We start from the raw sequence: 6,457 nt of genomic DNA on the forward strand, positions 1-6,457 counted from the left end.
TACTTAGGTATATAAAGTTAACACCACCGTAAACAGATCGTTATCATCAGCAATATTAAGCACATGTTTACCGGGGTATAAATGCTCCAGGCGCTTTTTTGTGTTAGCAATGCCAATACCGGTACGCTCAATATGCTCCTTACGTTCAAAAATGTGGTTAATGCACATAAATGTAATTATATCGTCGGCAATATGCAGGTTAATATCAATAGCGCTTTCGTGCTGTTTGCTTACCCCGTATTTAAACACATTCTCTACAAAGGTCATGAACAGTAAAGGGGCTATTTGTTGCTGCGCAATGGTACCTGTTATGTTAAAATTAACCGCGGTTTTGCTGCCCAGACGTAACCGTTGCAGGTCTATATAATCTACAATACAATCTACCTCGCTTTGCAGGCTTACAAAATTTTCGGTCACATCATCGGTAACGTAACGCATAATGTTTGATAGCTTCATGATGCTCTCGGCCGTGTTGGCGTTGTTGGTGATGGCCAGCGTGTAAATATTATTCAAAGTATTGAATAAAAAGTGAGGGTTTATCTGCGCTTTAAGAAAGGAGAGCTCGGCGTTTGCTTTTTCGGCTTCGGCGCTGATGGCGCGCTGCTCGGTAAGTTGCCATTGCTGTACAGTTTTTATGGCTGTACTTAAAGCCATGATCATTAAAAAAAGGAACAGACTGATGGTGTCAAGATGCTTGCGCTTACCCCCGGGCCAATTACGGCCAAACTGGGGCGGCCGTTGCCGGCCTTTAAACAAACTATCGCGTAACGGCATTTGGCCGTTAGGTGGTGGCCCAAAGCTCGGGTTACCAAATTGCCCCGCCCCTTTAGCCTGTGACATAGCCATGTTAATACGCCAGCCCTCGCTGTTACGTAACAGCCTTTCAAACGGTTTTAAAAAATATATGGCCGTTAGTAAACACGCACAAATAATGGTGTAAGAGATATACCTCTTTTTCAGAAAAAACAGCGGGAACATGAGGGAGCTATTCAGATAATATAGCGCTATAAAGGTTAAACAGAATAACCAATAATATGGTGATGCAAGTAAAACCAATAAGCTGGAACTGCTATTGCGCCCGTTTACAAACAACAATGGCAGCGCCATAAATAGCAACCAGCAGGCAATATGTATAATAACCGAAAAGGTTTTTAAGCGTAACATCTTCAAAGTAAGTACTATTTAGCCTGTAAGTTACGCAATGTATCGGTAAGCGGGTATTTTGTGTGGATGAACTACCCGTGTATGGTTTCGCCTTTGCCGTAATTTTGAATTACCTGCGCCTCAAATGCTAAGAACTCCGTCCAGCGGGCATCAACGTCAACAGTTACCGCGTGTTTACGGGCAAGCCTTAAAAACATAGCGTAATGGGTAGCTTCGCTTATCATCAGCTCGTGGTAAAATACGGAAAGCTCCTCATCATTAATGTTTTCTGACAGTACTTTAAAACGCTCGCAGCTGCGGGCTTCAATCATGGCAGAAAGCAATAGCCGGTCTATCAGCTGTTGTTCGCGGCCGCCGCCAACTATCATAAATTTGCGTAGTTCATTCACGTAATTATCCCTGCGCTCTTTACCCAGTACAAAACCACGCTTCAGCATTATCTGGTGTACCAGTTTAAAGTGCTCCATTTCCTCCTGGGCAAGGGCAATCATTTCCTGTACCACATCACTCAGGTTTGGGTTTTGGATAATCAGGGTAATGGCATTGGTGGCTGCCTTTTGCTCGCAATAGGCATGGTCGGTCAGTAATTCTTCAATATTGCTTTCCACAACATTTTTAACCCATAGCGGGTCGGTAGGTAGTTGAAGTTTAAGGATGGTTTTCTCGCTCACGGGGGCAAAGATAAGGGGTTGTATGTAAAAGGCGAAAGGTAAAGGGATTTAACTATTGCGTAGCTGCTGCGAAGTATAAAGTAATGTTTTTAGGCGACTGTCGCCCGCCGTTACGGTTTGAGGTTATTAATCGTTTGTTCTTTTGTTCTTCATCCAATACCAGCCCAGGTTATACGCAATAACTGTATGGTTTAGCAAAGTAGGTATTAACCCGTAGTGCCGCTTCATAATATCAAACCGTTCCAGCAGGCTTTGTTTATGCTTGGCTTTAGACATACCGCCAACTAAATACTTAGCCACATATCCATCAACCTTAATAATCTTTTTAGCCTTTTTTGCCGCCCGGATGATCCAGTCGATATCGGCGCTCAACTGATATTGCGGGTCGTAAGGTTCGGTAAGCGTACGCCTGATATAAATAGCCTGGTGGCTAACGCTCATGCCATATTTAAAGCTGCGCCAGTTAAATTTGTCAGGCGCCTGGTGGCGGCGCTGGCCAAGGCTTTGGCGTTCGTCGTTCACCATTTCGGTTTCGCCGTAATAGATATCGGCATCCTGCGCGGTGGCAAAAACTTTAGCCACGGTATCACTGGCATAAAATTCATCGCCCGAGTTCATGAATATCACGTAATCGCCCGTGGCAAGCGCAAGGCCTTTGTTCATGGCATCGTAAATGCCTTTATCCTTTTCGCTGATGAGTTTGGCCATGCGCTTTTCGTAACGTTTGATGATCTCCAGCGTACCATCGTTTGATGCACCATCAACCACAATATATTCTATACCATCGTAAGTTTGATTTAAAACAGATAGCATGGTGCGCTCAATATCCCGCGCATTATTATAAACGATGGTGATTACAGAAAGAACGGGCTTCATACAATTGATGTATATTAATATTTAAGATATGAAGGTTTATTAATCCATGGAAAATCCTTGTTATACTTGACCTCTATTGTGTCGCTAACTTTTAAGGATGCATCATGAGAATTGCCTTTATATTCCTTTCCTTTTGCTATAAATGAGTAAGAATATGAAAAATCAGGATCAATGCGCTGATTGGGCATGTAATTCTTTTCATTGACAATTACAGCCTTTACAATTTGAGGTTTATCGCCTAAAAAACTATCTGTAAAATAGTTTAAAGCTACCCTGAAGATAAAATAACCAAATAATAAAATAAGCAATAATGAACCCGTTATGTTTTTTGCTTTTCTCATACAACAGGAACATTTAAAACCGACTTATACAAGTCTATATACTGCCCGGCAACCTTCTCGTTATTAAACATGCGTTTTACTTTATAACGCGCGGCCGATGCATATTTATCGTGGTTGCCTGTGTTCAATACATCATTAATGCCTTCGGCCAGATCTGTTGACGATTTAAACTCGGCCATGTAGCCGTTCACCTGGTGGTCTATCAAATCGGGGATGCCGCCGGTGTTAAAAGCAACCACAGGTGTGCCGCAACTCATGGCCTCCATGATCATGTTGGGCAGGTTATCTTCAATAGACGGCGATACAAAAACATCCGCCGCGCTGTAAATTTCAGCAAGATCGGCCTGTGCTGTTATGGTATTTAACTGGTGCACCGGGAACGGCAGTGCTGCGGTATCAAAATGTTTATTCTTACCAAATATCACCATCTCTACAGGTGTATCGTTCATGTGCTCGTTATTGAGGTGCTTTAGTGCATCTACCAAAAAGCTGATGCCTTTGCGCCTGTCGTTAATATTGGCCGCGCCAAACAGTATTATTTTTGCCGATGGATTGATGCCCCATTTTTCCCTTGCCGCAGCTTTATCCTTTGGCGAAAAAAGTTCCGTATCAATGGGGTTTGGGATAGCCTGGATAATAAAACCTTTTAATAAAGTGCTTTTCATAGCCACCTCGCCCAGCCAATGGCTGCAGGTTACAACAGACAGGTTTTTGGCGACAGAGAGCATATCTTTTTTATGTAGCCATCCATCGTGCGATATATCATCGTTTTTCGGGTCGCGCAAAAAATAGCAGTTGCCACACTGATTTTTAAAATGGTTACAGGGCCCGGCATAATGGCAGCCTCCGGTAAAAGCCCACATATCGTGCAGCGTCCAAACCACGGGTTTATTTAAAGCCATCAATTTTTTAAGATCGTGGATGGACAGGAATCCCGAGTTCGTCCAATGCAGGTGAATAATATCAGCCTCGCGGATAACCTTTGATGCACTGATATCCGTACCGGCATTTGCGGTTGAAAAAGCAAACCGTACCGATTTATCCCGCTCCTGGAAAAACATAAAAGGCAGCCGCTCTAAAAAGAAGTTAAGTTTTGACCGCAGCTTACCGAAAATATTTCGCTCTACGGTGTAAACCGCTTCTTCCGCGCGTTTCTGGTGTTCTACAACCATGGTTACATCCACAGCCTGTAATTGCAGGGCCTTTAAAAGGCGCATGCAGGCCTCGGCAGCGCCGCCGCCCGAGTCGGATGTGTTTATGAGTGCAACCTTCATTCAGCAGATATCATTTATCGGGGCAAGTATAATGATACTAAAATTAAAAATTTTACTTTTGAATGCGTCATCGCAGCAATAATAAAGTTTAACAGCAAACCAGGCACCCATAACATGAACTTTTTCGCCTACTTATTCCAGGATTGGAGCGCCAACCGGGGCAACATAAAAGGGCGACTGGTTTTGTTCCTGTTCAGGTCGGTGCAGATCGTGAACCGCCACATACTGTTAAAAATTCTTTTTTGCTGGCACCTGGTACTTTACCGCCTTTTTGTGGAATGGCACTTAGGCATCGAACTGCCACGCAAAACCACCGCCGGCAAAGGCCTTATTATTTACCACGGGCAGGCACTGGTAGTAAACCAGGGTGTTATTATTGGCGATAACTGCGTATTGCGCAACAGCGTTACCATAGGCCATAAAAAACTGGCCGATGGCACATTCAGCAAATGCCCGCGTTTGGGCAACAATGTTGATGTTGGCGCAAACGTTTGTATTATTGGCGATGTTACCGTTGGCAATAACGTAATTATTGGCGCGGGGGCTGTGGTGATAAAAGACATACCTGATAACAGCATAGCGGTAGGTAACCCTGCCCGCATATTAGAGCAAAAAACTGAAACGGCAACCCGTATTGAGCATATTTAATGGAGAATAATTTAACCGACCGTTCCTTCTGGAAATCGTTTTGGGAATCGCGCAAGGGGTTGATATTTAAACTGAAACCCAACTATGTTTTTGGTGATATCCTGGCAAAAATAATTGCCGACAAAGGCGTGAAAACTGCTATTGAACTGGGGGGCTTCCCGGGATATTACTCTATCTATCTTAAAAAATACCAGCATCTAAAAACCACCCTGCTCGATTATTTTATCCATCCGGAGCTGGTGAATAAACTGCTTGCCGTAAACGATTTGAAACCCGGCGATATTAACATCATCGAGGCTGATCTGTTTACTTATGAGCCTGCCGAAAAGTACGACATGGTGCTTTCCTTTGGTTTGATTGAGCATTTTAACGATACCAAATTCATCATTAACGAGCACCTTAAATTTTTAAAACCGGGCGGCACACTGTTCATTACCCTGCCAAATTTTAAAAGCGTTAACGGTTGGGTGCAAAAGAATTTTGATAAAGAGAATTACGATAAGCACAACATCAACAGTATGGACCTTAACCTGCTGCGCGATAGCTGCAAAGCACTTGGATTAAAGGATATTGAAGCCTACTACCACGGCAAGTTCACCGTATGGCTGGAAAATAAATCGGAACAAAAGGCACTGTCGAAAGCCATTGTAAAAGCCATATGGACGGTGGGTAAAGTGTTTACCAAGATAATACCGATAGAAAGCAAAGCATTGTCGCCCTATATTGTGGTGAAGGTAACGATGCCTTTATAATGCACAATTTGTCATTTCGAACAAGCGTAGCGAGGAGAAATCTTGTTCAACTGCCAGGTGGCGAACCTGCATAATGAACAAGATTTCTCTCTATCGTTCGAAATGACAGGTGGTTAAAGTTTTCGCCGTTGTTGGTGTTGTCACCAACAACTTTAGGCAGGTAGTAAACAAGCATGGCGGCTTGTTGGTGACAACACCAACAAGGGCGGGAAAGTGTTTACCAAGATAGTACCGATAGAAAGCAAAGCATTATCGCCCTATATTGTGGTGAAGGCTACGATGCCTTTATAATGCACAATTTGTCATTTCGAACAAGCGTAGCGAGGAGAAATCTTGTTCAACTGCCAGGTGGCGAACCTGCATAATGAACAAGATTTCTCTCTATCGTTCGAAATGAACTGTGTTTAAAATTTTCGCCGTTGTTGGTGTTGTCACCAACAACTTTAGGCAGGTAGTAAACAAGCATGGCGGCTTGTTGGTGACAACACAAGAAGGGCGGGTAAACTTACTTGCATAATGAACAAGATTTCTCGTCGCTGCGCTTCCCTCGAAATGACAGGTAGAGAAAGTTTTATGAAAACTTCTCTTCCATCATTTTCTCCAGCGCGAACATTTCGTCACGCAGCTTGGCAGCCAGCAGGAAGTCCATATTTTTTGCTGCCGCCACCATGTCCTTACGGGTATTTTCAATCGATTTTTTCAGATCGGGCTTGGTCATGTACTGCACAATC

General features: G+C 43.5%; 9 protein-coding genes. 2 read left to right on the forward strand and 7 right to left on the reverse strand.

What is annotated here, in order from left to right:
- Window positions 1-3: 3 nt before the first annotated feature.
- The 5 genes from WC615_RS08910 to WC615_RS08930 form a co-directional block, all read right to left on the reverse strand.
- Window positions 4-1,164 carry a sensor histidine kinase gene (locus WC615_RS08910; RefSeq protein WP_372977758.1) on the reverse strand — a complete coding sequence of 387 codons (1,161 nt, stop codon included), beginning with the start codon at window positions 1,162-1,164 and terminating at the stop codon, window positions 4-6.
- Between the two features lie 71 nt (window positions 1,165-1,235).
- Entirely contained in the window at window positions 1,236-1,835 is a 600-nt protein-coding gene (locus WC615_RS08915; RefSeq protein ID WP_372977759.1) for a tRNA-(ms[2]io[6]A)-hydroxylase, read from the reverse strand.
- Between the two features lie 126 nt (window positions 1,836-1,961).
- Window positions 1,962-2,711, reverse strand: a complete 750-nt coding sequence (locus WC615_RS08920; protein WP_372977760.1) for a glycosyltransferase family 2 protein — start codon at window positions 2,709-2,711, stop codon at window positions 1,962-1,964.
- Window positions 2,712-2,725: 14 nt separating this feature from the next.
- Window positions 2,726-3,052 (reverse strand): hypothetical protein, encoded by a 327-nt coding sequence (locus WC615_RS08925; RefSeq protein WP_372977761.1) that lies wholly within the window; start codon window positions 3,050-3,052, stop codon window positions 2,726-2,728.
- Window positions 3,049-4,326, reverse strand: coding sequence for a glycosyltransferase family 4 protein (locus WC615_RS08930; RefSeq protein WP_372977762.1), 1,278 nt, complete (start codon window positions 4,324-4,326; stop codon window positions 3,049-3,051). Before WC615_RS08930 ends, WC615_RS08925 begins: the two co-directional genes overlap by 4 nt.
- Window positions 4,327-4,440: 114 nt before the next feature.
- Here WC615_RS08930 and WC615_RS08935 point away from each other — a divergent pair, with 114 nt between their 5' ends.
- Together WC615_RS08935 and WC615_RS08940 are read left to right on the forward strand one after the other, a co-directional pair.
- Window positions 4,441-4,974, forward strand: coding sequence for a serine acetyltransferase (locus WC615_RS08935; protein WP_372977763.1), 534 nt, complete (start codon window positions 4,441-4,443; stop codon window positions 4,972-4,974).
- The gene (locus WC615_RS08940; protein WP_372977764.1) at window positions 4,974-5,726 is read left to right on the forward strand and encodes a class I SAM-dependent methyltransferase; all 753 of its coding nucleotides are present in this window, start codon (window positions 4,974-4,976) and stop codon (window positions 5,724-5,726) included. The genes WC615_RS08935 and WC615_RS08940 overlap by 1 nt, the downstream gene beginning before the upstream one ends.
- Before the next feature lie 46 nt (window positions 5,727-5,772).
- Here the strand turns inward: WC615_RS08940 and WC615_RS08945 are convergent, their stop codons facing one another.
- Window positions 5,773-5,901, reverse strand: a complete 129-nt coding sequence (locus WC615_RS08945; RefSeq protein ID WP_372977765.1) for a hypothetical protein — start codon at window positions 5,899-5,901, stop codon at window positions 5,773-5,775.
- Window positions 5,902-6,297: 396 nt separating this feature from the next.
- Window positions 6,298-6,457: UvrB/UvrC motif-containing protein (locus WC615_RS08950; RefSeq protein WP_372977767.1), on the reverse strand; the 160-nt coding region annotated here is incomplete at its 5' end.

This window comes from Mucilaginibacter sp. (assembly GCF_041663085.1).
In the GTDB taxonomy this organism is placed as follows: domain Bacteria; phylum Bacteroidota; class Bacteroidia; order Sphingobacteriales; family Sphingobacteriaceae; genus Mucilaginibacter.

Coding starts and splice junctions, on each gene's coding strand:
- WC615_RS08910 (WP_372977758.1), bottom strand. CDS start 1,164: ATGTTACGCTTAAAAACCTTTTCGGTTATTATACATATTGCCTGCTGG.
- WC615_RS08920 (WP_372977760.1), bottom strand. CDS start 2,711: ATGAAGCCCGTTCTTTCTGTAATCACCATCGTTTATAATAATGCGCGG.
- WC615_RS08925 (WP_372977761.1), bottom strand. CDS start 3,052: ATGAGAAAAGCAAAAAACATAACGGGTTCATTATTGCTTATTTTATTA.
- WC615_RS08930 (WP_372977762.1), bottom strand. CDS start 4,326: ATGAAGGTTGCACTCATAAACACATCCGACTCGGGCGGCGGCGCTGCC.
- WC615_RS08935 (WP_372977763.1), top strand. CDS start 4,441: ATGAACTTTTTCGCCTACTTATTCCAGGATTGGAGCGCCAACCGGGGC.
- WC615_RS08940 (WP_372977764.1), top strand. CDS start 4,974: ATGGAGAATAATTTAACCGACCGTTCCTTCTGGAAATCGTTTTGGGAA.
- WC615_RS08945 (WP_372977765.1), bottom strand. CDS start 5,901: ATGCTTGTTTACTACCTGCCTAAAGTTGTTGGTGACAACACCAACAAC.